The sequence below is a fragment of the Streptomyces sp. NBC_01445 genome (genome assembly GCF_035918235.1).
In the GTDB taxonomy this organism is placed as follows: domain Bacteria; phylum Actinomycetota; class Actinomycetes; order Streptomycetales; family Streptomycetaceae; genus Streptomyces.
Genome location: NZ_CP109485.1, coordinates 7473771 through 7499993, shown reverse-complemented (window position 1 = coordinate 7499993; position 26223 = coordinate 7473771). Strand labels below are relative to the sequence as shown.

At 70.0% G+C, this 26223-nt stretch carries 23 protein-coding genes; 9 read left to right on the top strand and 14 right to left on the bottom strand.

The genetic code is table 11. From position 1 onward, the window contains the following. Nucleotides 1–55 precede the first annotated feature (55 nt). Genes tkt through pgl form a run of 5 tightly spaced genes read left to right on the top strand, consistent with a single transcriptional unit; the run spans nucleotide 56 to nucleotide 6679 of the window. Nucleotides 56–2143 (top strand): transketolase, encoded by a 2088-nt coding sequence (gene tkt / locus OG574_RS34085; protein WP_326776329.1) that lies wholly within the window; start codon nucleotides 56–58, stop codon nucleotides 2141–2143. Nucleotides 2144–2177: 34 nt separating this feature from the next. Further along, nucleotides 2178–3296 carry a transaldolase gene (gene tal, locus OG574_RS34080; protein WP_100592396.1) on the top strand — a complete coding sequence of 373 codons (1119 nt, stop codon included), beginning with the start codon at nucleotides 2178–2180 and terminating at the stop codon, nucleotides 3294–3296. 4 nt (nucleotides 3297–3300) lie between these two features. Then, entirely contained in the window at nucleotides 3301–4833 is a 1533-nt protein-coding gene (gene zwf, locus OG574_RS34075; RefSeq protein ID WP_326776328.1) for a glucose-6-phosphate dehydrogenase, read from the top strand. Beyond that, nucleotides 4830–5900 (top strand): glucose-6-phosphate dehydrogenase assembly protein OpcA, encoded by a 1071-nt coding sequence (gene opcA, locus OG574_RS34070; protein WP_326776327.1) that lies wholly within the window; start codon nucleotides 4830–4832, stop codon nucleotides 5898–5900. Before zwf ends, opcA begins: the two co-directional genes overlap by 4 nt. After that, entirely contained in the window at nucleotides 5900–6679 is a 780-nt protein-coding gene (gene pgl / locus OG574_RS34065) for a 6-phosphogluconolactonase (protein WP_326776326.1), read from the top strand. Before opcA ends, pgl begins: the two co-directional genes overlap by 1 nt. A 64-nt stretch (nucleotides 6680–6743) precedes the next feature. Here pgl and OG574_RS52795 read toward each other — a convergent pair whose 3' ends face one another. The 12 genes from OG574_RS52795 to uvrC all read right to left on the bottom strand — a co-directional run bounded on the left by OG574_RS52795 (nucleotide 6744) and on the right by uvrC (nucleotide 21643). Further along, a complete protein-coding gene (locus tag OG574_RS52795; RefSeq protein WP_384252209.1) occupies nucleotides 6744–7223 on the bottom strand; it encodes a DUF2087 domain-containing protein in 480 nt (159 codons plus the stop codon). Nucleotides 7224–7310: 87 nt separating this feature from the next. Next, entirely contained in the window at nucleotides 7311–8963 is a 1653-nt protein-coding gene (gene pgi / locus OG574_RS34055) for a glucose-6-phosphate isomerase (protein ID WP_326776325.1), read from the bottom strand. A 154-nt stretch (nucleotides 8964–9117) separates the two neighbouring features. Then, complete coding sequence (locus tag OG574_RS34050; protein WP_007448238.1) at nucleotides 9118–9405, bottom strand: RNA polymerase-binding protein RbpA; 288 nt, start codon at nucleotides 9403–9405, stop codon at nucleotides 9118–9120. Nucleotides 9406–9657: 252 nt separating this feature from the next. Beyond that, on the bottom strand, nucleotides 9658–9888 hold the full coding sequence (secG, locus tag OG574_RS34045) for a preprotein translocase subunit SecG (RefSeq protein WP_100592391.1): 231 nt from the start codon (nucleotides 9886–9888) through the stop codon (nucleotides 9658–9660). Between the two features lie 186 nt (nucleotides 9889–10074). Next, nucleotides 10075–10851 carry a triose-phosphate isomerase gene (gene tpiA / locus OG574_RS34040; protein WP_326776324.1) on the bottom strand — a complete coding sequence of 259 codons (777 nt, stop codon included), beginning with the start codon at nucleotides 10849–10851 and terminating at the stop codon, nucleotides 10075–10077. 6 nt (nucleotides 10852–10857) lie between these two features. Continuing rightward, nucleotides 10858–12069, bottom strand: a complete 1212-nt coding sequence (locus OG574_RS34035; RefSeq protein ID WP_100592389.1) for a phosphoglycerate kinase — start codon at nucleotides 12067–12069, stop codon at nucleotides 10858–10860. 107 nt (nucleotides 12070–12176) lie between these two features. Continuing rightward, nucleotides 12177–13187: a type I glyceraldehyde-3-phosphate dehydrogenase gene (gap, locus tag OG574_RS34030; protein WP_116502732.1), complete on the bottom strand. Its 1011-nt coding sequence runs from the start codon at nucleotides 13185–13187 to the stop codon at nucleotides 12177–12179. Between the two features lie 236 nt (nucleotides 13188–13423). Then, on the bottom strand, nucleotides 13424–16384 hold the full coding sequence (locus OG574_RS34025; RefSeq protein ID WP_326776323.1) for a M14 family metallopeptidase: 2961 nt from the start codon (nucleotides 16382–16384) through the stop codon (nucleotides 13424–13426). A gap of 225 nt (nucleotides 16385–16609) precedes the next feature. Continuing rightward, the gene (whiA, locus tag OG574_RS34020; protein WP_100592386.1) at nucleotides 16610–17599 is read right to left on the bottom strand and encodes a DNA-binding protein WhiA; all 990 of its coding nucleotides are present in this window, start codon (nucleotides 17597–17599) and stop codon (nucleotides 16610–16612) included. Next, nucleotides 17590–18627, bottom strand: coding sequence for a gluconeogenesis factor YvcK family protein (locus tag OG574_RS34015; RefSeq protein ID WP_326776322.1), 1038 nt, complete (start codon nucleotides 18625–18627; stop codon nucleotides 17590–17592). Before OG574_RS34015 ends, whiA begins: the two co-directional genes overlap by 10 nt. Beyond that, the gene (gene rapZ / locus OG574_RS34010) at nucleotides 18624–19607 is read right to left on the bottom strand and encodes an RNase adapter RapZ (RefSeq protein WP_100592384.1); all 984 of its coding nucleotides are present in this window, start codon (nucleotides 19605–19607) and stop codon (nucleotides 18624–18626) included. Before rapZ ends, OG574_RS34015 begins: the two co-directional genes overlap by 4 nt. Then, nucleotides 19604–21643, bottom strand: a complete 2040-nt coding sequence (uvrC, locus tag OG574_RS34005; protein ID WP_100592383.1) for an excinuclease ABC subunit UvrC — start codon at nucleotides 21641–21643, stop codon at nucleotides 19604–19606. The genes rapZ and uvrC overlap by 4 nt, the downstream gene beginning before the upstream one ends. Nucleotides 21644–21841: 198 nt before the next feature. On the opposite strand from uvrC, the gene OG574_RS34000 reads away from it, so the two are divergent. Continuing rightward, nucleotides 21842–22789, top strand: a complete 948-nt coding sequence (locus tag OG574_RS34000) for a hypothetical protein (protein ID WP_326776321.1) — start codon at nucleotides 21842–21844, stop codon at nucleotides 22787–22789. 114 nt (nucleotides 22790–22903) lie between these two features. On the opposite strand, the gene OG574_RS33995 is transcribed toward OG574_RS34000, so the two are convergent. After that, complete coding sequence (locus OG574_RS33995; protein ID WP_326776320.1) at nucleotides 22904–23329, bottom strand: Rieske (2Fe-2S) protein; 426 nt, start codon at nucleotides 23327–23329, stop codon at nucleotides 22904–22906. Nucleotides 23330–23455: 126 nt separating this feature from the next. Here OG574_RS33995 and OG574_RS33990 point away from each other — a divergent pair, with 126 nt between their 5' ends. Next, nucleotides 23456–23611 (top strand): hypothetical protein, encoded by a 156-nt coding sequence (locus OG574_RS33990; protein ID WP_326776319.1) that lies wholly within the window; start codon nucleotides 23456–23458, stop codon nucleotides 23609–23611. 101 nt (nucleotides 23612–23712) lie between these two features. Further along, a complete protein-coding gene (locus OG574_RS33985; protein WP_326776318.1) occupies nucleotides 23713–24639 on the top strand; it encodes a carbohydrate kinase family protein in 927 nt (308 codons plus the stop codon). A gap of 22 nt (nucleotides 24640–24661) precedes the next feature. Here the strand turns inward: OG574_RS33985 and OG574_RS33980 are convergent, their stop codons facing one another. After that, nucleotides 24662–25525, bottom strand: coding sequence for a helix-turn-helix domain-containing protein (locus tag OG574_RS33980; RefSeq protein WP_100592378.1), 864 nt, complete (start codon nucleotides 25523–25525; stop codon nucleotides 24662–24664). Nucleotides 25526–25626: 101 nt separating this feature from the next. Here OG574_RS33980 and OG574_RS33975 point away from each other — a divergent pair, with 101 nt between their 5' ends. Next, the gene (locus OG574_RS33975; protein WP_326776317.1) at nucleotides 25627–26208 is read left to right on the top strand and encodes a YceI family protein; all 582 of its coding nucleotides are present in this window, start codon (nucleotides 25627–25629) and stop codon (nucleotides 26206–26208) included. The last annotated feature ends 15 nt before the right edge of the window (nucleotides 26209–26223 follow it).

The following is a 26223-nucleotide window of genomic DNA, read 5'->3' as shown; positions in this document are numbered from 1 at the left end:
TCGGTGAGCCCATCATCACCGGCATTCGACATGTGGAGAGGAGCCCTGACCCAGGGTGAGCACCAAGCCGACCACCACAGACCTCCAGTGGACCGAGTTGGACCAGCGGGCCGTTGACACCGCTCGTGTCCTGGCCGCGGACGCCGTACAGAAGGTCGGTAACGGCCATCCGGGTACGGCGATGAGCCTGGCACCGGCCGCGTACACCCTCTTTCAGAAGGTGATGCGGCACGACCCGGCGGACGCCGACTGGGTCGGGCGCGACCGGTTCGTGCTGTCCGCGGGCCACTCGTCCCTGACCCTCTACATCCAGCTGTACCTGGCCGGTTTCGGCCTCCAGCTCGATGACCTGAAGGCGTTCCGTACCTGGGGCAGCAAGACCCCGGGGCACCCGGAGTACGGGCACACCACGGGCGTGGAGACGACGACCGGGCCGCTCGGCCAGGGTGTCGCCAACGCCGTGGGCATGGCGATGGCCGCCCGTTTCGAGCGTGGTCTGTTCGACCCGGAGGCGGCCCCCGGCACCTCCCCGTTCGACCACCACATCTTCGCGATCGCCGGCGACGGCTGCCTCCAGGAGGGCATCTCCTCCGAGGCGTCCTCGATGGCCGGGCACCAGAAGCTCGGCAACCTCGTCCTGCTGTGGGACGACAACCACATCTCGATCGAGGGTGACACGGAGACCGCGGTCTCCGAGGACACCATGAAGCGGTACGAGGCCTACGGCTGGCACGTGCAGCGCGTGGAGCCGAAGGAGAACGGCGACCTCGACCCCGAGGCCCTGTTCGCCGCGATCGAGGCCGCGAAGGCCGAGACCGAGCGTCCCTCCTTCATCGCGATGCGCTCGATCATCGCCTGGCCCGCGCCGAACGCGCAGAACACCGAGGCCGCGCACGGCTCGGCGCTCGGCGACGACGAGGTCGCGGCCACCAAGCGCGTGCTCGGCTTCGACCCGGAGAAGTCGTTCGAGGTCGCCGACGAGGTCATCGCGCACACGCGTGAGGCGCTGGACCGCGGTCGCGAGGCGAAGGCCGAGTGGGAGAAGTCGTTCGCCGCCTGGCGCACGGCCAACCCGGAGCGCGCCGCCGAGTACGACCGCATCGAGGCGACAGACCTGCCCGAGGGCTGGGAGTCGCACCTGCCGACCTTCGAGACCGGCAAGGGTGTCGCCACCCGCGCGGCGTCCGGCAAGGTTCTCCAGGCGCTCGGCCCGGTCATCCCGGAGCTGTGGGGCGGCTCGGCCGACCTCGCGGGCTCGAACAACACGACGATCGACAAGACGTCGTCGTTCCTGCCGGCGGACAACCCGCTGCCGGAGGCCGACCCGTACGGCCGCACGATCCACTTCGGCATCCGCGAGCACTCGATGGCCGCCGAGATGAACGGCATCGCGCTGCACGGCAACACCCGCATCTACGGCGGCACCTTCCTGGTGTTCTCCGACTACATGCGCAACTCGGTCCGCCTGTCGGCCCTGATGCACCTGCCGGTCACGTACGTGTGGACGCACGACTCGATCGGTCTGGGCGAGGACGGTCCGACGCACCAGCCGGTCGAGCACCTGGCGGCGCTGCGCGCGATCCCCGGTCTGAACGTCGTCCGCCCCGCGGACGCCAACGAGACCGTGATCGCCTGGCGCGAGATCCTCAAGCGGTACACGAAGGTGTTCGGCAAGGGTGCTCCGCACGGCCTCGTGCTGACCCGTCAGGGCGTACCGACGTACGAGGCGAACGAGGATGCGGCCAAGGGTGGCTACGTCCTGCTCGACGCCGAAGGCGGCGACGCGCAGGTGATCCTCATCGGTACCGGTTCCGAGGTGCAGCTCGCCGTCGAGGCGCGCGAGCAGCTCCAGGCCGCGGGGATCCCGACGCGCGTCGTGTCCATGCCGTCGGTCGAGTGGTTCGACGAGCAGGACCAGGAGTACAAGGACTCGGTCCTGCCGCCGTCGGTCAAGGCCCGTGTCGCGGTCGAGGCCGGTATCGGTCTGACGTGGCACCGCTTCGTCGGTGACGCCGGACGGATTGTTTCGCTGGAGCACTTCGGTGCTTCCGCCGACGGCAAGGTCCTCTTCCGGGAGTTCGGCTTCACTGGCGACGCCGTGGCCGCCGCCGCCCGGGAATCCCTCGCCGCAGCCCAGCACTGACGCTCATATACGACACGTAGGAGATGCATTTTCCATGACAGACGCACTGAAGCGCCTCTCGGAAGAGGGCGTCGCGATCTGGCTGGACGACCTGTCGCGCAAGCGGATCACGTCCGGCAACCTTGCCGAGCTGATCGACCAGCAGCACGTCGTGGGCGTCACGACCAACCCGTCGATCTTCCAGAAGGCGATCTCGCACGGTGACGGCTACGAGCAGCAGCTCGCCGACCTCGCCGCCCGCAAGGTCACCGTCGAAGAGGCCATCCGCATGATCACGACGGCGGACGTCCGTGACGCCGCCGACATCCTGCGTCCGGTCTTCGAGGCGACGGCGGGCCAGGACGGCCGCGTGTCGATCGAGGTCGACCCGCGCCTCGCCCACAACACGACGGCCACCGTCGCCGAGGCCAAGCAGCTGGCCTGGCTGGTGGACCGCCCCAACACGCTCATCAAGATCCCGGCGACGAAGGCGGGCCTGCCCGCGATCACCGAGGTCATCGGCAAGGGCATCAGCGTGAACGTGACGCTGATCTTCTCGCTGGAGCGCTACCGCGAGGTCATGGACGCGTACCTCGCGGGTCTGGAGAAGGCGAAGGCCGCGGGCCTGGACCTCTCCAAGATCCACTCGGTGGCGTCCTTCTTCGTGTCCCGCGTGGACTCGGAGATCGACAAGCGCCTGGACGCCCTCGGCACCGACGAGGCCAAGGCGCTCAAGGGCAAGGCCGCGCTGGCCAACGCCCGCCTCGCGTACGAGGCGTTCGAGGAGGTCTTCTCTTCGGACCGCTGGGCCGCGCTCGACAAGGCGCAGGCCAACAAGCAGCGCCCCCTGTGGGCGTCGACCGGCGTGAAGGACCCGGCGTACAAGGACACCCTGTACGTCGTGGACCTGGTCGCGCCCGGCACCGTCAACACCATGCCGGAGGCCACGCTCGACGCGACCGCCGACCACGGTGAGGTCACCGGCAACACGATCGCCGGGACGTACGACCAGTCCCGCACGGAGATCGCGGCTGTCGAGAAGCTCGGCATCTCGTACGACGACGTCGTGCAGGTGCTCGAGGACGAGGGCGTCGACAAGTTCGAGGCGTCCTGGAACGACCTGCTCAAGTCGACCGAGGCGGAGCTCCAGCGCCTCGCCCCTTCGGAGGGCTGAGATCTTGACCCCAGTTCATGGAGCGAACCCGCTCCGTGACACCGCAGACCGACGGCTCCCGCGTATCGCGGGGCCGTCGGGCCTGGTCATCTTCGGTGTCACGGGCGATTTGTCCCGTAAAAAGCTGATGCCCGCCGTTTATGACCTCGCCAACCGGGGCCTGCTTCCGCCGGGCTTCTCGCTGATCGGCTTCGCCCGACGCGAATGGGAGGACGAGGACTTCGCGCAGGAGGTGCACGACGCGGTCAAGGAACACGCGCGTACGCCGTTCCGCGAGGAGGTCTGGCAGCAGCTCGTCCAGGGCATGCGCTTCGTCCAGGGCAACTTCGACGACGACGACGCCTTCGAGCGCCTGAAGACGACGATGCACGAGCTCGACAAGGCGCAGGGGACGGGCGGCAACTTCGCCTTCTACCTCTCCGTGCCCCCCAAGTTCTTCCCGCAGGTCGTGCAGCAGCTGAAGAAGCACGGCCTCGCGGACGCGCCCGAGGGTTCGTGGCGCCGCGCGGTCATCGAGAAGCCGTTCGGCCACGACCTCGAGTCGGCCAAGGAACTGAACGCGATCGTGCACGAGGTGTTCGCCCCGGACCAGGTGTTCCGGATCGACCACTACCTCGGCAAGGAGACCGTCCAGAACATCCTGGCCCTGCGCTTCGCCAACACCCTCTTCGAGCCGATCTGGAACCGGTCGTACGTCGACCACGTGCAGATCACGATGGCCGAGGACATCGGCATCGGCGGCCGCGCCGGCTACTACGACGGCATCGGCGCCGCCCGCGACGTCATCCAGAACCACCTCCTTCAGCTCATGGCCCTCACCGCCATGGAGGAGCCCGCCTCCTTCGACGCGGACGCGCTCGTCGCCGAGAAGGCCAAGGTGCTCGGCGCGGTCCGGCTGCCCAAGGAGCTCGGCGACCACACGGTCCGCGGCCAGTACGCGGCCGGGTGGCAGGGCGGCGAGAAGGCCGTCGGCTACCTCCAGGAAGACGGCATCGACCCCAAGTCGAAGACCGACACCTACGCGGCCATCAAGCTGTCGGTCGACAACCGCCGCTGGGCGGGCGTCCCCTTCTACCTGCGCACCGGCAAGCGCCTCGGCCGCCGCGTCACCGAGATCGCCGTCGTCTTCCAGCGCGCGCCCCACTCCCCCTTCGACCACACGGCGACGGAGGAACTCGGCCAGAACGCGATCGTCATCCGCGTCCAGCCGGACGAGGGCATCACGGTCCGCTTCGGCTCCAAGGTGCCCGGCACCTCCATGGAGATCCGGGACGTGTCGATGGACTTCGCGTACGGCGAGTCGTTCACGGAGTCGAGCCCGGAGGCGTACGAGCGACTGATCCTGGACGTCCTGCTCGGCGACTCGAACCTCTTCCCTCGCACGGAGGAGGTCGAGCTGTCCTGGAACATCCTCGACCCGATCGAGAAGTACTGGGACAAGCACGGCAAGCCGGCCCAGTACCCGGCCGGCACGTGGGGGCCCGCCGAGGCGGACGAGATGCTCGCACGAGACGGACGGAGCTGGCGCCGGCCATGAAGATCGACCTCACGGACACCACGTCCAGCAAGATCAACAAAGCGCTCATGGAGGGCCGTCGCTCCATCGGCACCCCCGCGGTCGGCATGGTGCTCACCCTCGTCATCGTGACCGACGAGGAGAACGCCTACGACGCGCTGAGGGCCGCGAACGAGGCGTCCCGCGAGCACCCCTCGCGGACCCTCGTGGTCATCAAGCGCGTCTCCCGTTCGCCGCGCGACCGTACGACGTCGAGGCTCGACGCCGAGGTGCGCGTCGGCGCGGAGGCGGGGACCGGCGAGACGGTCGTCCTGCGGCTGTACGGCGAGGTCATCAACCACGCCCAGTCGGTCGTCCTGCCGCTGCTCCTGCCGGACGCCCCGGTCGTGGCCTGGTGGCCGGTGAACGCGCCGCTCGACCCGGCCAAGGACCCGCTGGGGGCGCTCGCCCAGCGCCGCGTGACGGACACGTACGCGGCGGAGCAGCCCAACGACGAGCTGGAGGCCCGCGCCGGCGCCTACACGCCCGGTGACACGGACCTGTCGTGGACCCGGATCACGCCGTGGCGCTCCATGCTCGCCGCCGCTCTCGACCAGGTGGCCTGCAAGGTCAACTCGGTGGAGGTGGAGGGCGAGGAGTTCAACCCGAGCTGCGAGCTGCTCGCCATGTGGCTCGCGGACCGGCTCGACGTGCCGGTCGAGCGGTCGGTGTCGTCGGGCCCCGGCCTGACGGCCGTACGCATGGAGACGGACTGCGGCGCCATCGTGCTCGACCGTCCGGACGGTTCGCTGGCCACACTGTCGATCCAGGGTCAGCCGGACCGCGCGGTGGCGCTCAAACGCCGCGAGACGTCCGAGCTGATCGCGGAGGAGCTGCGCCGCCTCGACCCGGACGACACGTACGCCGCCGCGCTGAAGTACGGCGTGCACCGGCTGGGTGAACCGGCGGCGGCGCCGGACGGACAGGGGCCCGCGGCCGACGCGGACGCTCCTGCGGCCGCTTCCGCTCCCGCGAAGAAGACGGCGGCCAAGAAGGCGCCTGCCAAGTCCGCCGCCAAGAAGTCCGCTTCGAAGGCGGCCGCCAAGTGATGACCACGGCGCCCCAGTTGGTGGTGCACCGCGACAAGGAGCTGATGGCGCAGGCCGCCGCGGCCCGGCTCATCACGAAGATCGTGGACGCCCAGGCCGCCCGCGGCTACGCGTCCGTCGTCCTGACGGGCGGGCGCAACGGCAACGGACTCCTGGCCGCCCTCGCGACCGCTCCCGCCCGGGACGCGGTCGACTGGACGCGCCTCGACCTGTGGTGGGGCGACGAGCGGTTCCTGCCGGACGGCGACCCCGAGCGGAACTACACGCAGGCCCGCGAGGCGCTCCTCGACTCGGTGCCGCTGAACCCGGACCGGGTCCACCCGATGCCGGCTTCCGACGGCCCGTACGAGGTGGACGCCGCCGCGCAGGTCTACGCCGCCGAACTGGCCGCCGCAGCGGGGCCGGAGGACCACGGTCCGGTGCCGACGTTCGACGTCCTGATGCTGGGAGTCGGCCCGGACACGCATGTCGCGTCGCTCTTCCCCGAGCTGCCGGCGGTCCGGGAGACCGAGCGCACCGTCGTCGGTGTGCACGGTGCGCCCAAGCCGCCGCCCAACCGCATCTCGCTCACGCTCCCGGCGATCCGGGCCGCGCGCGAGGTGTGGCTGCTCGCGGCGGGTGAGGACAAGGCGGAGGCCGCGGCCATCGCGCTGTCCGGCGCGGGCGAGATCCAGGCGCCGGCCGCGGGCGCGTACGGCCGCTCGCGCACGCTGTGGCTGCTCGACTCGGCGGCGGCCTCACAGCTGCCGCCCGAGCTGTATCCGCCGCACGTCGCCTGAGGCTCGCCACGCGCGAAGACACGAACGCAGGGGCCCCGCACCGAAGTTGGCAGGTGCGGGGCCTCTACGCGTGCGCCCTGCGATAGCTGCTGCCGTCGCGCTCCCGTACGAGCAGCCCGTCGTTCACGCAGTATCTGCGCAGCGCCGAGGTGTCCTCGTGGACGGTGCGGAACGCCTCGTTGACCTCGCCCTCGGTGTAGGTGCGCTCGGTCTCGAAGAGCGTGCCCGTGAGGTGGACGAGGAGTTCGTGGCGCACGGTGGCGCGGACCGGGATCGAGGTGAGGCGTCCGCGCGCGAAGAACCCCGTGAGGCGGCGCGGCACGGCGGGATGGATCTCCGCCGGGCGCTCGCGGCGGAACACGGAGGGGTCCGCGCGCAGCGTTCCGTCCGGCTGTCGCTCGACGAGCCCGGTGGAGACGAGGCGCCCCAGGTGCTTGCGGACGGCCGGGGAGTCCTCGTCGCGGGGAGCCAGCTCGTCCAGCACGATCCGCGCGTAGAGCTTCAGTCGTTCGGGGTCGGCGAGCGCGGACATGAGCTGGTCCATGGGGTCCTCCCGGCAGGTGACGCGACCGGAGCAGTGTCACCCGCCACAGACGGCGGCGCATCCGAATTAGATGCGCCGCCCAGCGATCTAACGGCCGCGCAGTTCGCGGTACTTGGCCACCAGCGCCTTGGTGGACGGGTCGAGTCCCGGCACGTCGGCGCCCTCCGTGAGGGCGGGCTCGATGCGCTTGGCGAGGACCTTGCCGAGCTCGACGCCCCACTGGTCGAAGGAGTCGATGTTCCACACGGCGCCCTGGACGAACACCTTGTGCTCGTAGAGCGCGATGAGCTGGCCGAGGACGAACGGGGTGAGCCGCTTCGCCAGGAGCGTCGTCGTCGGGTGGTTGCCCCGGAACGTCTTGTGCGGCACGAGCTCCTCGGGCACCCCCTCGGCACGGACCTCGGCCGGGGTCTTGCCGAAGGCGAGAGCCTGCGTCTGCGCGAAGAAATTGGCCATGAGCAGGTCGTGCTGCGCGACGAGTCCCGGCAGCAGGTCCGCCACGGGCTCGGCGAACCCGATGAAGTCCGCCGGGATCAGCTTCGTTCCCTGGTGGATCAGTTGGTAGTAGGCGTGCTGCCCGTTGGTGCCGGGGGTGCCCCAGACGACGGGGCCCGTCTGCCAGTCGACCTCCGTGCCGTCCCGCGTCACCGACTTGCCGTTCGACTCCATGTCGAGCTGCTGGAGGTACGCCGTGAACCTGGAGAGGTAGTGCGAGTACGGGAGCACCGCGTGCGACTGCGCGTCGTGGAAGTTGCCGTACCAGATGCCCAACAGGCCCATCAGAAGGGGAACGTTGGACTCGGCGGGGGCGGTGCGGAAGTGCTCGTCGACGAGGTGGAACCCGTCGAGCATCTCGCGGAAGGCGTCCGGACCGATCGCGATCATCAGCGAGAGACCGATGGCGGAGTCGTACGAGTAGCGGCCGCCGACCCAGTCCCAGAACTCGAACATGTTGGCCGTGTCGATGCCGAAGTCGGCCACCTTCTCGGCGTTCGTCGACAGGGCCACGAAGTGTTTGGCCACGGCCTCCTGGCCGGCCCTCAGACCGGTGAGGAGCCAGTTGCGCGCGGAGGTCGCGTTGGTGATCGTCTCGATCGTCGTGAACGTCTTCGACGCGATGACGAACAGCGTCTCGGCCGGGTCGAGATCCCGCACGGCCTCGTGCAGGTCCGCACCGTCCACGTTCGACACGAATCGGACCGTCAGGTCCCGGTCCGTGAAGGAGCGGAGCACCTCGTACGCCATCGCCGGGCCCAGGTCGGAACCGCCGATGCCGATGTTCACGACGTTCTTGATGCGCTTGCCGGTGTGGCCCGTCCACTGGCCCGAACGGACCCTGTCCGCGAAGGCGGCCATCTTGTCCAGCACGGCGTGCACCTGCGGGACGACATCGACGCCGTCGACCTCGATCACCGCGTCACGCGGGGCCCGCAGCGCCGTGTGCAGCACTGCCCGGTCCTCCGTCGTGTTGATCTTCTCGCCGCGGAACATGGCGTCCCGCAGCCCGAACACATCGGTCGCGGCGGCGAGCTCGCGCAGCAGGCGCAGCGTCTCGTCCGTGACCAGGTGCTTGGAGTAGTCGACGTGCAGATCGCCGACCTGGAGCGTGTAGTCGGAGCCGCGCGCCGGATCGGCGGCGAACAGCTCACGCAGCTGCACGTCCCCGAGTTCTTCCCGGTGCTTGGCGAGCGCCGTCCACTCGGGCATCTGATTGAGCCTGGTACGGCTTTCTGCGTTCATCTCGGACTTCAGCCTTCTCTCGTACCCGCGTACGTACCTTGCCCCGCTGCTTGACCAACTTAATTGATCAGGGCCCGGTATACGGCATCTGTCCGGACCGCTACGGCCGAACGAGTCCGGCCGGACACTTGGGTGTCCGGCCGGTGCTGAAGTCCTAGATCTCGCCCCGCAGTTTGGCGAGCGCCTCCGCGAGGATCGCCTCGCCGTCCGCGTCACTGCGCCGCTCGCGGACGTACGCGAGGTGCGTCTTGTAGGGCTCGGTGCGCGGCGGGTCCGGCGGGTTGTCCCGGTCCTGCCCGGCAGGGAAGCCGCAGCGCGGACAGTCCCAAGTCTCCGGCACCTGCGCGTCGGAGGCGAAGCTCGGCTGCGTCTCGTGCCCGTTGGAGCACCAGAAGGAGATGCGCAGACGCGGCGCGGACTCGCCGCGCTCGGCCTCGCCCATCGGCCCCGCCCCGACCCGACTTCCTCGGATCGCGTTGCCACTTGCCACGGTCGTAACTCCCTGCGTGATGGTGCCGCGGAGCTTGTCGGCGTCTCGCTCCGCCGCGGGCGCCTCAGTCTACGTAAGGCCCAACGCGCGTCCAGTGATTGGAGTTACATCCCCGCCCCTAGACGCAAGCCCCATGATAGGCCGCGCCCGAGGGCGCGTACCGAACATGGGGCCTTATGTGCGCGATGTGCAGGTGTGACGGCGTCAGTTGTTGACCTTCATGAGCAGGCCGAGCACGACAATGCACGCGAACCACAGCAGACCGAGCACGATGGTGATGCGGTCCAGGTTGCGCTCGGCGACCGACGAGCCGCCGACGGACGACTGCATGCCGCCACCGAACATGTCGGAGAGACCGCCACCCTTTCCCTTGTGCATGAGCACAAGGAGCATCAGCAGCAGGCTGAAGACGATCAGGGCGATCGAGAACCCCATAACCACGGCTGGTCCCTACTTCCTGGCAATTCTCTCGGACTGAACTGATACGTACTGCGATGTATCCGTACTGCGACTTATACGTGCTGCGGGGGCCCGGTGGAAAGCCACCCGGCCCCCGCAAGGGTACGACGTAACGCCGCTACCGCATACTCTCGACCTGTTGGTTCGCCTCAGAGGCGCGGCTCACTGGTCGCGGAAGCGGATGATCTTGACGAACTCCTCGGCGTCGAGCGCCGCGCCGCCGACGAGGGCGCCGTCGACGTCGGGCTTCGACATGATCTCCGCGACGTTCCCGGACTTCACCGAGCCGCCGTACTGGATGCGGACCTTGTCGGCCAGCTCCTGGGAGTACAGCTCGGCGAGCTTGCCGCGGATCGCCCCGCAGACCTCCTGGGCTTCCTCGGCGCCGCAGACCTTGCCGGTGCCGATCGCCCAGACCGGCTCGTACGCGATCACGATGGTCTCGGCCTGCTCGGCCGGGATGTCCTTGAGGCCGCCCTCGACCTGCGACAGCGTGTGGGCGACGTGGTCGCCCGCCTCGCGGACGTGGAGCTCCTCGCCGACGCAGAGGATCGGGGTCAGGCCGTGCTTGAAGGCGGCCTTCGCCTTGGCGTTGCAGACTTCATCGGTCTCGTTGTGGTACTGGCGGCGCTCGGAGTGGCCGACCGCCACGAACGTGCATTTGAGCTTGGCGAGCATCGGGCCCGAGATCTCGCCGGTGTAGGCGCCGGAGTCGTGGGCCGAGATGTCCTGGGCGCCGTACTTGATCTTGAGCTTGTCGCCGTCGACCAGGGTCTGTACGGAGCGCAGGTCGGTGAAGGGCGGCAGGACCGCGACCTCGACGGCGTCGTAGTCCTTGTCGGACAGCGCGAAGGCGAGCTTCTGGACGTGGGCGATGGCCTCGAGGTGGTTGAGGTTCATCTTCCAGTTGCCCGCCATCAGCGGCGTGCGGGTGGTCATTGAGGTTCAGTCCTCCAGTGCGGCAAGGCCGGGGAGCGTCTTGCCCTCAAGGTATTCGAGGGAGGCGCCGCCGCCGGTCGAGATGTGGCCGAATGCATTCTCGTCGAAGCCGAGGAGCCGGACGGCCGCGGCCGAGTCGCCACCGCCGACGACCGTGAAGGCCGGGGAGTCGAGGAGCGCCTGGGCGACGGCCTTGGTGCCCTCGGCGTAGTCGGGGTGCTCGAAGACGCCCATCGGGCCGTTCCAGAACACCGTCCCGGCGTCGGCGAGCTTCGATGCGTACAGCTTGCGGGTCTCCGGACCGATGTCGAGACCCTCCTGGTCGGCCGGGATGGCGTCCGCGGCGACGGTGGTGGGGTTGGCCGGGGCCTTGGTCTTGAGGTCGGGGAAGTCCGGCGAGACCAGGACGTCCACGGGGAGCACCAGCTCGACGCCGTTGTCCTCGGCGCGCTTGATGTACTCCTTGACGGCCGGGATCTGGTCCTCCTGGAGGAGGGAGATGCCGACCTCGTGGCCCTGGGCCTTGAGGAACGTGTAGGCCATGCCGCCGCCGATGAGCAGGCGGTCGGCCTTGCCGAGCAGCTGGTCGATGACGGCGAGCTTGTCGGAGACCTTGGCCCCGCCGAGCGCGACGACGTACGGCCGCTTGACCTCGTCGGTGAGCTTCTTCAGGACGCCGACCTCGGTGGCGATGAGGTAGCCGGCGTAGTGCGGCAGGCGGGCCGGCAGGTCGTACACGGAGGCGTGCTTGCGGTGCACGGCGCCGAAGCCGTCGCCCACGTAGACGTCGGCGAGGGCTGCGAGCCGGTCGGCGAACTCGCCGCGCTCGGTGTCGTCCTTCGAGGTCTCGCCGGCGTTGAAGCGGAGGTTCTCGATGACGGCGACCTGGCCGGGCTCCAGACCGTCCACCGCGTCGTGGGCGGCGGGGCCGACGGTGTCCTGGGCGAAGGCGACCGGCTTGCCGAGGAGCTCGGCGAGGCGCTCGGCGGCCGGCAGCAGCGAGAACGCCGGGTCCGGGGCTCCCTTGGGGCGGCCCAGGTGGGAGGCGACGATCACCTTGGCGCCCGCGTCGGCCAGGGCCTTGACGGTGGGCAGGACGGCGCGGATGCGGCCGTCGTCGGTGATCTGGCCGTCGGCGAGAGGCACGTTGAGGTCGGCGCGGACGAAGACCCGCTTGCCCTCGACCCCTTCGGCGAGAAGTTCGTCGATCGTCTTCATGGCTGGACTCCTGGACTTCTTGGGTGGGCTGACGCACAACAGGGCCCGGACGGCGCGTCGTTGCGCGGTCCGGACCCTGTGCTCACATCGAGATGCCTGCTCTGGATTTAGAGCTGGCCGCCGACGAAGACCGTGAGGTCGACGAGACGGTTGGAGTAGCCCCACTCGTTGTCGTACCAGCCGAGGATCTTCACCGAGTTGCCTTCCTGAACCATGGTCAGGGAGGAGTCGAAGGTGCAGGACGCCGGGTCGCCGACGATGTCGGAGGAGACGATCGGGTCCTCGGTGTAGGACAGGTAGCCCTTGAGGTCGCCGTCCTCGGAGGCCTTCTTGAACGCGGCGTTGACCTCGTCCTTGGTGGTCTCGCGCGCCAGGGTGACGACCAGGTCGGTGGCCGAGCCCGTCGGGACCGGGACGCGCATCGCGATGCCGTCGAGCTTGCCCTTGAGCTGCGGGAGGACCAGGGCGGTCGCCTTGGCGGCACCGGTGGTGGTCGGAATGATGTTCTCGGCGGCGGCACGGGCGCGGCGCAGGTCCGAGTGCGGGAAGTCCAGGATGCGCTGGTCGTTCGTGTACGCGTGGACCGTGGTCATCAGGCCCTTGACGATGCCGAAGTTCTCGTCGAGAACCTTGGCCATCGGCGCCACACAGTTGGTGGTGCAGGACGCGTTCGAGATGACGTGGTCCGTCGCCGGGTTGTACTGGTCCTGGTTGACGCCCATCACGATGGTGATGTCCTCGTCCTTGGCCGGAGCCGAGATGAGGACCTTCTTGGCGCCGCCGGCGATGTGCTTCTCGGCGTCGGCCTTCTTCGTGAAGATGCCGGTCGACTCGATGACGATGTCGACGCCCAGCTCGCCCCACGGGATGTCCGCGGGGTTGCGCTCGGAAAGGACCTTGATGCTGTGGCCGTCGACGGTGATCGTGTCGACGGTGTGCGTGACCTCGGCCTTCAGGCGGCCGAGGATGGTGTCGTACTTCAGAAGGTGTGCGGTGGTCGCGGTGTCACCGAGGTCGTTGACAGCCACGATCTCGATGTCTGCACCCTGCTCAAGCAGCGCGCGGAAGTAGTTACGCCCGATGCGGCCAAAGCCGTTGATGCCTACGCGGATCGTCACGAACCGATCTCCTCGTTGGTACGCCGGTTTTAGACGCCGGCGAGTTGTATGGGATGTCCCCGACCGCCTCCGACCCTACCTCTCCGAAGCCCTCCGGGTGACATTGAGTGGGCCCTTGTGCGGCCCGGCGACCCGTACCGCCCAGTAGGGGTTCGGACCGCCGGGATTCCCGCTCATCTGGCGCTTTTCGCGAAAAGTGAGCGGGGTATTTTGTCCGCTTTTCGACCCGGCCTTTCTCAGCTCCTCAGGGAGGCCAGCGCCTTCCCCACGAGGACGCTGCGCTCGGCCGCCGTGGCGACGTGTTCGAGACCGAATCCGAGGAGCACGGTGTCCTTGGTGCTGACGGCTCCATATGTCTTGAACAGTTCACCCGCCCGGGCCCAGTCCTTGGTGACGACGGGGCTGCCCGGGGGCGGGCCCGCGACCTTCCAGGCGCCGAACGACGACTCGAAGCCCTCGGTCTCCTTCGCGGCGCCGCCGGTCACGACGGACGCGTTGTCGGCGAGGACGCCGTGGCCGCCGCTGCCGGGGTCGGTGATGTAGCTGAGCGAGACCTCGACCGTCTTTCCGGCGTAGGCGCTCAGGTCGAAGGTCACCGGCTTCCAACCGTCCGAGGCGCCCGTGAGGCTGTTCCAGGAGCCGGAGGTGCCGGTGGCCGTGCAGCCCGCGCTGCCGGGCGTCAGATAGCGCTTGAGAGCCGGATGCTCCTTGATCAGGAATCCGGCCTCGCACTCGGCGGGGACGGCGTTCGTCGTGGCGCCGCCGGCCTCGGGCAGCGTCGTCCAGTCCTCGGCACCCGCCGTGTGCGCCTCCAGCACCGCGTGGTCGTAGCCGGGCTCGGTGTCCCACAGGAGCTGGAACTTCAGGGCCGGCTTGTCGGCGGCGGAGACCCCGGTGAGGTCGATGGTGCGGGTCAGGCGCTTCCACCCGTCGTCCGTGTGCACGGCGGCGGCCATGGAGCTGCCCTCGTAGGGGCTGTACGGGTTGGGGGTGCCCGCGTACGCACCGGCGCCCGCGCTCGTGAACTGCGGGTAGTCGGCCTTGGACAGCACGTCGGAGGTGGCCTGATAAGTCGCGGCGATGTTCAGCGGGTTGCCGGGAGCGTCGCCGAGGCCCGCGGCGGCGCCGGTCAGCACGCCGGATCCGGCGAACTTCGAGGCGCCGGGTGTCGACGTACGCGAGTACGCGCCCAGGTAGTACTGGCTGAAGTCGTTGGTGGTGGTGTCGCCGATGTTGACGGAGCCGCCCGCCTGCTCACCGGCCTCGATCAGCTTGCCGCCCTCGTTGAGGTAGTCGCGCAGGGCGAGCTGCGTGGTGAGGCCCGGGCGGTCGGCGCCCGTGTAGTGGACGACGGTCCTGAAGTGGTCGAGCACCGCGAGTGCGTCCGGGGCGCCCTGCGTGGCTACGTTCCACACGAGCGGGGTGCGGCCGTTCGCCTTCAGCGCGTCCACGTACGCCTTGCTCTGCTGGCCTGTGGCGTCGTTCTCGGCGACGACGAGGGTGTCGGCCCTGGGGCGCTCGGCCACGGTGTACGTGAAGTGGTCGCTGGAGGTGCGCTTCCCGGACTTCGTGCGTCCGGTGAACCAGACCTCGACCTTGTCGCCCGGGTCCGCGTCCTCGATCCTCGCGCGGTACGCGTCGAAGTGGAGGTTGTCCTCTCCGCCGTAGGTCTCGCCGCCCTTCCAGGCGCGCAGGTCCTCGTCGTGCGTACGGCCGCGGTCGACACGGTAGTTGAGCTCCTTGTCGCGCACCGACCTGCGGGCGGTCACGGAGACTTCCTGGTCGGCACCGCGCGCGTACGAGGTGCTGAAGGCGGCCGGGGTGAAGTCGGGGGCGTCGAGGCCGACGGAGGAGGACGGCTGATCGGGGTGCGCCGCGGTCTCGGCCACGGAGAGTGCGAAGGGGATGTTCTTGGCGAACTCCTGCTGGATCAGTTTCTCGTCGTCCGGGAAGGTGAAGACCGACTCGCAGTCCTCGGGGCGCCACTGGTCGTCCGGGTCGACGGCCGACGCGGTCTGACACTCGCTCATCTCCGGCGTGAACATCCCGATGCCGTTGACGTTGCCCGCGTGCCCGTCGGCTTCGCCGTTGGTGGTGTACAGCTCGGAGGAGACCTGCGGGTGGTAGCCGGGGATCGCGGAGTTCTCGGGGGTCCCGGCGAGCGCCTTGTAGAGCACGTCGTCCGGTGTCGGGGTGGCCACCTGCCAGCCCACTCCGTAGAGCAGCAGCTGGGCCGCGGAGTGGTAGTTGACGGCGTACCGGAAGTCGATGCGCTTCTCGAAGGCGTCGAGGGCCTTCGTCTCGGGCTCGGAGCCGGGGCTCGCGCCGCGGTAGGTCTCGCTTGCGGGGCTCGGGGACGAACCCTCGTCGTCGTAGCCCCACTTGTAGGCGAAGTTGCGGTTGAGGTCGACGCCGTCGCCCGTGGTGATCGCGCCGTCGCCGTTCACGTCCCGCATGTTCTTGCGCCACTGGCGGTCGCCGTCGGGGTTGAACGTCCAGTCGTATCCGTCGGGGTTGGCGGACAGGACGAACCACATCTCGGTGGAGTCGACGATCTTCTTGATGCGCTTGTCCTTGGAGTAGTTGTCCAAGTAGTAGTGCATCAGGCGGCGGGTCATCTCGGGGGTGATCCACTCGCGGGCGTGCTGGTTGGACATGTAGAGCACGGACGGCTTGGCGCCGTCCCTCGTCGTACGGGCGCCCTTGGAGAGCTTGAGCGCGAGGATGTCCTGGCCTTGGAGCGTCTTGCCGATGGAGACGACCTTGGTGAGGCCGGGGTGCTCCTGGCCCGTCCTGACGATCTCCTCCTGGAGATTGCCCTTGCCGCTGTAGGGGCGGAACACGCCGTCGCCCGCGGCCGCCACGCGCGCTCGCGCCTTGGCGGAGAGCGTGTGCTCGGTGAGCTCGACGCCCTTCCTCTCCAGCTGTTTGGCCTGCTTGTCGGTGAGGTAGACCTCGACCTCGGCCTTCCCCTTCTCGGGGGCCTGTTCGCCGAGTTCGTGTCCGTCCTGTCCGGCCGCGAGGAGCAGGGGTACCTGCTCCTTCGTGACCTCCGCGCGGAACACCTTGACCGGATCGGAGTCCGACCGGGGTGCACCGCCGCTCTCCGCCTGGGCGACGGGCGTCAGTCCCGCGCCTCCCAGTCCGCCCAGTACGAGTGCCGTGGCCGCGAGGATCGATCTCGCTCTTCGTCTCATGAGCCCCCCTTGCAGTTGTGTACCGCAGAAGCTGTGGTGAACCGCAGAAGCGGCTGTTTACCGCAGAAGCGAACAGACGCCAGACTCATGACAGTTCATGGTCAAGTCAAGGGCGCGTCAAAGGGGACACGTCACGCCTTGCACGGTCCCCATGGGCAGCGAAAACGCCGGTGCCCGGGCCCCCGGCAGGGCGCCGGCACCGGCGTGAGGCATTCCGCTCCGGGGTCAGCCGGCGAGGTTGTCGGCCATCTCCTCGCTGATGTTCGACTCCGTGCCCGGGATGCCCATGTCCTGGGCTCGCTTGTCGGCCATCGCGAGCAGGCGGCGGATGCGGCCCGCGACGGCGTCCTTCGTCAGCGGCGGGTCGGCGAGCGCGCCCAGCTCCTCCAGGGATGCCTGCTTGTGCTCCATGCGCAGCCGGCCGGCGGCCGCGAGGTGCTCAGGCACCTCGTCGGCGAGGATCTCCAGGGCGCGCTGCACGCGGGCCCCGGCGGCGACGGCGGCGCGCGCCGAGCGGCGCAGGTTCGCGTCGTCGAAGTTGGCCAGGCGGTTGGCGGTGGCGCGGACCTCGCGCCGCATCCGCCGCTCCTCCCAGGCGAGCACCGACTCGTGCGCCCCCATGCGGGTGAGCAGGGCGCCGATGGCGTCCCCGTCCCGTACGACGACACGGTCCACACCCCGTACCTCACGGGCCTTGCCCGCGATCTGGAGGCGGCGTGCGGCCCCGACCAGGGCCAGCGCGGCCTCCGGGCCGGGGCACGTCACCTCGAGGGAGGAGGAGCGGCCGGGCTCGGTGAGCGAGCCGTGCGCCAGGAAGGCCCCGCGCCAGGCGGCCTCGGCGTCGCAGGTGGCCCCCGAGACCACCTGCGGCGGGAGACCCCGGATCGGGCGGCCGCGGCCGTCGACGAGACCGGTCTGGCGCGCCAGCTGGTCACCGCCGGCCACGACCCGTACGACGAAGCGCGAGCCCCGGCGCAGCCCGCCGGGCGCCATCACGATCAGTTCCGAGCTGTGCCCGAAGATCTCGAGGATGTCCCGCTTCAGCCGTCTTGCCGCCATCGCGGTGTCCAGCTCCGCCTCGATCACGATGCGGCCGCTCACCAGGTGGAGCCCGCCCGCGAAGCGCAGGATGGCCGAGACCTCTGCCTTTCTGCAGCAGGTCCGGGTGACGGGAAGCCGGGAGATCTCGTCCTTCACCGCTGCCGTCATCGCCATGGGCCGATCCTTCCATGCATCCGAAAAATACGGTCGTACGCGGCGGCCAACAGCTCCGGATCGTGCCTCGGAGTCCCGTCGGGCCTGGCCACAGGCGCCAGCTCGACCGCAGCGCCGAAGCCCTCCTTGGCGGCGTCGGTCAGGGACTCGCGGTCGGGCACGGCGGCCTCGTCGGCCAGCACCACGTCCAGGGCGAGTTTAGGGGCGTGTCGTCCCAAAACCTCCAAATGACGCTGCGGTGAGAACCCCTCGGTTTCTCCGGGCTGCGGCGCGAGGTTCAGCGAGAGGACCCTGCGGGCCTTCGTCGCCATCAGCGCGTCGAGCAGATCGGGGACCAGCAGATGCGGGATGACGGAGGAGAACCAGGAGCCGGGGCCGAGCACCACCCAGTCCGCGTCGAGCACCGCGGCGACCGCCTCGGGGACGGCCGGCGGGTCGTGCGGCACGAGGTGCACGGACTGCACCTCGCCGGGGGTGAGCGCCACCGTGGCCTGGCCGCGCACCGTGTCGATGTCCTCGGGGCGGGCCGGGTCGTGCCCCTTGACCAGGGCCTGGAGCTCCAGCGGCACCGCGGACATGGGCAGTACGCGCCCCTGCGCACCCAGCAGCTTGCCGACCAGGTCGAGGGCCTGCACATGGTCGCCGAGCTGCTCCCACAGAGCGACGATGAGCAGATTGCCGACGGCGTGCTCGTGCAGGTCGCCCTGGGACTGGAAACGGTGCTGGATGACGCGGGCCCAGGTCTGGCCCCAGTCGTCGTCGCCGCACAGGGCCGCGAGGGCCTTGCGCAGGTCGCCGGGCGGCAGGACGCCCAGCTCGTCGCGGAGCCGGCCACTGGAGCCGCCGTCGTCGGCGACGGTCACCACGGCGGTGAGGTCGCCGGTGATGCGCCGCAGGGCCGCCAGTGACGCGGACAGGCCCATGCCACCGCCGAGGGCGACGACCTTGGGCTGGGCGCCGCGCCGGCGGCCCGTGGGAGGGGTGACCCGGCGGAGCCTGCTGCCGAGCCGGAGTGTGCGACCGGTCATTCGCGGCCCATGTCCCGGTGGACGACCACGGTCTCCACGCCTTCCGCCGCGATACGCGCGGCGAGCTTCTCCGACATCGCGACGGAGCGGTGCTTGCCTCCGGTGCAGCCGACCGCGATCGTCACGTACCGCTTGCCCTCGCGGCGGTATCCGGCGGCGATGAGCTGGAGCAGCTCGGTGTACCGGTCCAGGAACTCCTTGGCGCCGGGCTGGCCGAAGACGTAGTTCGCCACCTCTTCGTTCAGGCCGGTGAAGGGGCGCAGCTCGGGGACCCAGTGCGGGTTCGGCAGGAAGCGCATGTCGACGACCAGATCGGCGTCGACGGGCAGGCCGTACTTGAAGCCGAACGACATGACCGTGGCCCGCAGCTCGGGCTCCTCGTCGCCGGCGAACTGGGCGTCCATCTTGGCGCGCAGCTCGTGCACGTTCAGGCTGGAGGTGTCGATGACCAGGTCGGCGTCGCCGCGCAGCTCGCGCAGGAGCGTGCGCTCGGCCGCGATCCCGTCGACGATGCGGCCGTCGCCCTGGAGGGGGTGCGGGCGGCGCACCGACTCGAAGCGGCGCACCAGGGCCTCGTCGGAGGACTCCAGGAACACGATGCGCCGGGTGACCTGGCGGGACTCCAGGTCGGCGAGGGACTGGTGGAGGTCGTCGAAGAAGCGGCGGCCGCGCACGTCGACGACGACGGCGATCCGGGCGACATTGCCCTGGGAGCGGGCGCCGAGCTCGACCATCGTGGGGATCAGCGCGGGCGGCAGGTTGTCGACGACGAACCAGCCGAGGTCCTCCAGACACTTGGCGGCCGTGGAACGCCCGGCGCCGGACATCCCGGAGATGATCACCAGCTCGGGGATCGCCGCTTCGGGGGTCTCGCTCGTCGTACCCGTACTCACCTGTGCTCCGTCTGTCTCCGCCGCCTGGCCCGCCGGGTCATCGGGGGCCGGCTGTGGTGCCTGTTCGCCCTGCTCGTTCTCGTTCATGGCTCCTGCCCCCGTCGTCCTTCCGAGGTGGCCACGGCCGTGGCCGTGGGGTCCTCGTCTTCAATGATCTCTCCTGTGGCCGTGTTCACGGCCGGTGCGGCGGGCTCCGCGCTTGCGAAGGCCGCCACGATCGTCTCTGCCGTCTTGCGGCCTATGCCGGGAACCTCGCAGATCTGATCGATTGTGGCCGATCGCAGGCGCTTCACCGAACCGAAGTGCTTGATCAGGGCCTGCTTGCGCGCGTCCCCGAGACCGGGCACCTCGTCGAGCGGCCCGGCCCGGAAGCGCTTGGCCCGCTTGGTGCGCTGGTACGTGATCGCGAATCGGTGCGCCTCGTCACGCACGCGCTGGAGAAGATAGAGGCCCTCGCTGGTGCGCGGAAGGATGACCGGGTCGTCCTCGTCGGGCACCCAGACCTCTTCGAGGCGCTTGGCCAGGCCGCACACCGCGATGTCGTCGATGCCCAGTTCGTCCAGCGCCCGCTTGGCCGCCGCGACCTGCGGCTGCCCGCCGTCGACGACGACCAGCTGGGGCGGGTACGCGAACCGCTTGGGGCGACCGTCGTCCTCGGTGAGACGGGACTCGATCGGGCCGTCCTCGTCCGTCAGCTCGGCGTCGGACCACTCCCCCGACTTCTCCTGCGCCGCCAGATAGCGCTTGAAGCGGCGTGTGATCACCTCGTGCATGGAGCGGACGTCGTCCTGCCCCTCGAAGCCCTTGATCTGGAAGCGCCGGTACTCGCTCTTCCTGGCCAGTCCGTCCTCGAAGACGACCATCGACGCCACGACGTCGTCGCCCTGGAGGTGGGAGATGTCGTAGCACTCGATGCGCAGCGGGGCGCTGTCCAGCTCGAGAGCCCCGGCGATCTCCTCCAGGGCGCGCGAGCGCGTGGTGAGGTCGGAGGCGCGCTTGGTCTTGTGGAGCGCGAGCGCCTGCTGCGCGTTCCTGTGGACCGTCTCCATCAGGGCCTTCTTGTCACCGCGCTGCGGGATCCTCAGCGACACGTTCGACCCGCGGCGCGTGGTGAGCCACTCCTGTACGGGTTCCAGGGGCTCGGGCAGCGCGGGCACGAGGACCTCCTTGGGAACAGCGTCCCCGCGCTCCTCGCCGTACAACTGCTGGAGCGCGTGCTCGACGAGGTCACCGCTGGTGACCGCCTCGACCTTGTCCGTGACCCAGCCGCGCTGGCCGCGCACGCGCCCGCCCCGCACATGGAAGATCTGCACGGCGGCCTCCAGCTCGTCCTCGGCGAGGGCGACCAGGTCGGCGTCCGTGGCATCGGCGAGGACGACGGCACTCTTCTCCATCGCCTTGCGCAGCGCCTCTATGTCGTCACGCAGGCGTGCGGCGCGCTCGTACTCCATCTCCTCGGCGGCGTCCGTCATGTCCTTCTCGAGACGGCGGATGTACGTGCCGGTGCGGCCGGTCATGAAGTCGCAGAAGTCCTCCGCCAGTTCGCGGTGCTCCTCGGGCGAGACGCGGCCCACGCAGGGGGCCGAGCACTTGCCGATGTAGCCGAGGAGGCAGGGGCGGCCGGTGCGGGCGGCGTTCTTGAAGACGCCGGCGGAGCAGGTGCGGACCGGGAAGACACGAAGCAGCAGGTCGACGGTGTCGCGGATGGCCCAGGCATGCCCGTAGGGACCGAAGTAGCGCACGCCCTTCTTCTTCTGGCCGCGCATGACCTGCACACGCGGGAACTCCTCGTTCATCGTCACCGCGAGGTAGGGATAGCTCTTGTCGTCGCGGTACTTGACGTTGAACCGGGGGTCGTACTCCTTGATCCAGGAGTACTCCAGCTGGAGCGCCTCGACCTCCGTGGACACCACGGTCCACTCCACGGACGCGGCCGTGGTGACCATGGTGCGGGTGCGGGGATGCAGGTTCGCCAGGTCCTGGAAGTAGTTGGCCAGGCGCTGGCGCAGGCTTTTCGCCTTCCCGACGTAGATCACCCGGCGGTGCTCGTCACGGAACCTGTACACCCCTGGGGAGTCCGGGATCTGTCCCGGCTGGGGGCGGTAGCTGGAAGGGTCGGCCATGTCAGACACCCTACTTGCGGCCACCGACAGTGAGGTTGCCCGCGCGTTTCCCGGAGCGGTCCGGCGCCCGCCCGGCGAGACGGTTTGCGCAGCGAGTCTTGTCCGGTCGAGATCAACACGCTTCAATGCCGGGTGAATTGGGGCCGCGCGCGCCCCGGCCGGACGGCCGTTGTGAGGATGCACGGGGGAGGGCCCTGGATGTCGTACGGCACACAGCACGCGGACGCCGGCGCGCCCGCGCTGGAGACGGCCCTGCGGGCGGGGCCCTTCCACGTCGCCCTGCGGGCCGCGATCACCGCGCGCGGGCTGCCGCTGCACCGTGTGCAGCACCATCTGACCCGGCGCGGCGTCACGGTCGGCGTCACCAGTCTGAGCTACTGGCAGCAGGGGGCGAGGCGCCCGCAGCGCACCGAGTCGCTGCGGGCCGTGCGCGCCCTGGAGGAGATCCTGGACCTGCCCGACGAGTCCCTGATCCGGCTGCTCGCCAAGGACGAGGAACACACGGCCCGCCAGCGCCCCTCGACCCGCTCCTACCGCTCGCTCGTCGAGGCCTCGGGCGTCCTCGAACACTTCCTCGCCGAGCTCGGCTCGCCCCCGGACGGCGGCCTGCACACGGTCGGCCACCACGAGCGGGTGCGGATCGGGACGCGCCGCGAGCTCCTCGGCCTCGACTCCCAGCACATCGTGCGCGCCCACCAGGACGGCGTGGACCGCTACGTGGCCGTCCACCACGGAGACCCGGGATGCAGCACCGATCACGTCTCGGTGCGCGCCCTGGAGAACTGCCGTACGGGGCGGGTGCGCCGGCACCGCGGGACGGGCGTCGTCGTGGCGGAGCTGCTCTTCGACGCGCGGCTGCGGGCCGGTGACACGTTCCTCTTCCGCTACGGCTTCGAGGACGGCACGGCGGGCCCCTCGTCGGAGTATCTGCGCGGCTTCGGCTTCGCGGGCGGGCAGTACGCGCTCCAGGTCAGATTCACCGAGGGCGTCCTGCCCGTGCGCTGCCACCGCTTCACCCAGCACTCGGCGGCGGCCCCGCGCGGGGGCCGTCAGGACCTGACGCTCAGCGCGAGCCACCGCGCCGTCCATGTGGTGGAGCCGCAGGTCCGGGCAGGGATCCTGGGGATCGGGTGGGACTGGGAGTGAGAGGTCTGGGAGTGAGGGGACTGGGAGTGATCGGCAGGGTGGAGCTGATCGGGTGGGGGCTCGGGGGCTGATCGGCCGGGGCTCGGACGCATCCGGAGCCGGGTCAGGGTCCGGTCAGGCCTCCGGGCCCGCGACGATCTTGCCGTTCTTCACCACGACCGGCACCTTCGCCAGCGGCTGCGTCGCCGGGTCGTGCAGCACCTTGCCGGTCTCGGCGTCGAACTTGCTGCCGTGGCACGAGCACGTGAGTTCGGTGCCCTCCAGCATGCTGATGGGGCACCCCGCGTGCGTGCAGATGGTGCTGAACGCGGCGTACTTGTCGGCCGCCGGACGGCTGACCACCACGTTCTCGTCCCGGTACAGCTTGACGCCGCCCACGGGCACCTCGTCGGCCTTGCCGAGGTCGACCGGGGCCGTCGGCGCCGAAGTCGCGCCGCCGTCCGATCCGCCCGTCGAGCAGGCGGCGATCCCGAGCCCCGCGGTCCCGGCGAGGGCGGCACCCCGCAACAGGGTTCGACGGGCGGGCGACGTGCCGGGCATGAGGACTCCAGGGATCGGTCGGGGTGGGGCGGGCCGCTGCTGCACGCCAAGGCGCACATCGGTCGCAGATCCGACCATACCGGTGGGGCGCGTCACGGTTCGGGGGCCCTCTCGTCCGGCCTCGGCTTGGCGCCCACCTCTCTGCTCATGGCCGCGATGGTCGCCACGTTCACGGCCATTTCGGTGGCCACGCTGTGTCCCGGCACGAAGGTTCTGCCCGAGTCGGTCCCGGACGTGCCCGCTTCCGGCCGCGGCGGTGTGCCCGAGCCCGCGAGCCTCTAGCCTGTGCCTCGCCCCCTACCCCTCCGATCCACCGCACCCCAGCAGTTCAGCACCCCGGCACTGCCGCACCGCTCCGCCGTTCAGCCCGAAAGGAACCACCCGTGATAGTCGTCGCCGGAGAGGCCCTGATCGACCTCGTGCCGCAGGGCGGGGCCGCCGATGACGGTGGCGACCTGCCCGCGCTCGCGCCCCGGCTCGGCGGCGGCCCCTTCAACACCGCGGTGGCCGTCGGCCGGCTCGGCTCCCCCGTGGCCTTCTGCTCACGGGTCTCCCGCGACGCGTTCGGCGAGGCGCTGCTCGGCGGGCTCGCGCGGGCGGGTGTCGACGTGTCGTACGTCCAGCGGGGCGACGAACCGACGACGCTGGCGGTCGCGACGATCGCCGCGGACGGATCGGCCGGTTACTCGTTCTACGTCGACGGCACGGCCGACCGGCTCTTCTCGGTGCCCGACCGGCTCCCGCCGGGCACGCGCGCGGTGTCGTTCGGTACGTGCTCGCTCGTTCTTGAGCCGGGCGCCAGCGCGTACGAGGAGCTGATGCGGTCGGCCTCGGCCCAGGGCGTGTTCACCGCGCTCGACCCGAACATCCGGGCCGGCCTCATCCCCGACCCGGACGCGTACCGGGCGCGCTTCAAGAGCTGGCTCCCCTCGACCGGCCTGCTCAAGCTGTCCGAGGAGGACGCGCGGTGGCTGGGCGGCACCCCGCAGGAGTGGCTGGCCTCGGGTCCCGCGGCCGTCGTGATCACGCGGGGCGGCGACGGCCTGACGGTCTTCACGCGGGGCGGCGCGCGCTACGACGTACCGGGTGAGCGGGTCGATGTCGTCGACACGATCGGCGCGGGCGACACCGTGAACGCGGCGCTGATGCACGGCCTGGCCGCGTGGGACGCGCTGTCCGTGGAGGCGGTGGCGGGCCTGGGCGAGGACGACTGGCACCGGCTGCTGCGGTTCGCCGCACGCGCGGCCGCGGTCACCTGCTCGCGGGCGGGCGCCGAACCCCCGTACGCATCCGAACTCCCGCCGCTGTAGCGGCCGTTCGCTCGCTTTCAGGTCAGCCCTTGACCGCGCGCAGCGCCCCGGGCCTGCGGCCGTTGAGCCGGTCGAGGGCGGCCGAGGTGGCGTCGTCTGCCGGGAGGTGGACGACGAGCCGCTGACCGTCGGCGTCGGGCAGGGACAGCGTCTCGAACGCCAGGCGCAGTGAGCCGACCTCGGGGTGCGCGACGACGTCCACGCCGGTACGCCGGGGCAGGGAGGGCACGGCGGCGAGCCGGTCCGCGAAGGGCGCCCCCGCGGTGACGGTCAGCTCGTCGGCGAGCGCGGCGACGTGCGGGTCGTGGATCGATGCCCCGTGCCGGAGGTGGGAGACCTGCTCGTCGGCCACGCGGTCCCATTCGGCGTACGCGGTGCGGGCGCGCTCGTCGGTGAAGACGTACCGCACGATGTTCGGCTGTCGGGCGTCGAGGATGCCGAGTGGGCGGGCGTACCGGTCGTAGGCGTCGGTGTGGGCGATGACGTCGCCGATCCAGTTGACCAGGACGGCCGGGGTGGATTCGAGGCGGTCGAGGAGTGCGCGCACGGTGGGCCGGACCGTGCGCAAGGGGGGAGCGGCCGCGGCCCCGGCGCAGAACATGGCATCCCCGCCGGACTCCTTCGCGAGGCGGCGGAGCAGGAAGCGCTCGTCGACGGGCAGGAGCAGCGCGTCGGCGAGGGCGCCGAGGACCGGGGGTGACGGGTTGCGATCGCGGCCCTGTTCGAGACGGGTGAGGTATTCGACGCTGATGCCGGCGAGCGTGGCCAGCTCGGAGCGGCGCAGGCCCGGGGTACGGCGCCGGGTGCCGGTGGGCAGTCCCACCTCGGCGGGTGTGACGGCTTCGCGCCGGGTGCGCAGATAGGTGCCCAACTCGTTGTCGCTCACCCGTCGAACGTATCAACGTAAGGGGTCGCTGATCGTGGCCCTGTCACTACCAGTCTCGGCCCGGCCTCCCTCCTGTCCGCCGGTGACCGCAGGGTGGGCTCATGACCTATGACAACAACTCCGCTGCCACTGCCACGACTTCGGCCACCGCACTGCCCCTGGCGGTCGGCGACTGGACGCTCGACCCGCTGCACTCGGCGGTGAACTTCACCATCCGTCATCTCGGGATCGCGAAGGTGCGGGGGCGCTTCGCGCAGGTGGAGGCGGCGCTGCACATCGGCGAGAGGGTGGACGACATCAGGGTGAGCGCCACCATCGCACTGGCCTCGATCGACACGGGCAACGCCGACCGTGACGCGCACGTCCGTCAGGCCGATCTGCTGGACGTGGAGCGCCGTCCGACGATGACGTACGTCTCGCACGGAGTGTCGGGGAAGGACGACGACTGGTCCCTGGAGGGCGAGTTGACCATCGGTGACGTGACGCGGCCGGTGGCGTTCGCCGTGGAGTTCGGCGGGGTGGTGGACGTGCCGATGGACGGGAGCCGGCATGCGGGGTTCGAGGCGACGGGCGAGATCCGGCGGAGCGACTTCGGCCTGGACTTCGGGGCCGGTCTTCTTGGTGATGTTGTCAAGATTCAGCTGGACATGCAGTTCGTCGAGCCGCAGGGCCAGGGTGGCTGACAGATGAACGCGTGG